Origin of the sequence: Halorubrum sp. Atlit-28R (assembly GCF_003665955.1) — an archaeon.
Classification (GTDB): domain Archaea; phylum Halobacteriota; class Halobacteria; order Halobacteriales; family Haloferacaceae; genus Halorubrum; species Halorubrum tropicale.
In genome coordinates this window covers 1-443 of record NZ_QPLS01000261.1, presented here as the reverse complement: position 1 = coordinate 443, position 443 = coordinate 1, and the positions used below count along the sequence as shown (strand labels likewise).

The following is a 443-nucleotide window of genomic DNA, read 5'->3' as shown; positions in this document are numbered from 1 at the left end:
AATCCGCTGGCGCCGATTTCAGCTGCAGCTGACTTGCTGTCATTTGCGCAAGCGGACAAGGCCCAGCAACGGCAGCTGGGCGAAGTAATTGCGCGGCAAACCGGGCACATGACCGGCTTGATCGATGATTTGCTCGATGTCTCGCGTGTCACCAGAGGGTTGGTCGCCATCGACAAGCAGCCTGTCAACATGCAGGATGTGATTGCTGACGCGATGGAACAAGTTCGCCCGCTGATCGAAGCACACGGGCATAGCTTCGAGTCGCGCATGCCGCCATGCGGCGCCATGGTCTTGGGCGATAAAAAGCGGCTCATACAAGTGGTGGCCAACCTCGTCAACAATGCGGTGAAATACACACCCAACGGTGGCCGGAGCCTACTGACACTGGCGGAACACGACGGCCGGGTCGTGCTTGCAGTCAGCGACAACGGCATCGGCATGTC

At 59.1% G+C, this 443-nt stretch carries 1 protein-coding gene; it reads left to right on the top strand.

The annotated features are described in order from the left end of the window. On the top strand, positions 1 to 443 hold a 443-nt coding region (locus DVK06_RS17815; protein WP_147438192.1), incomplete at both ends, for a sensor histidine kinase KdpD.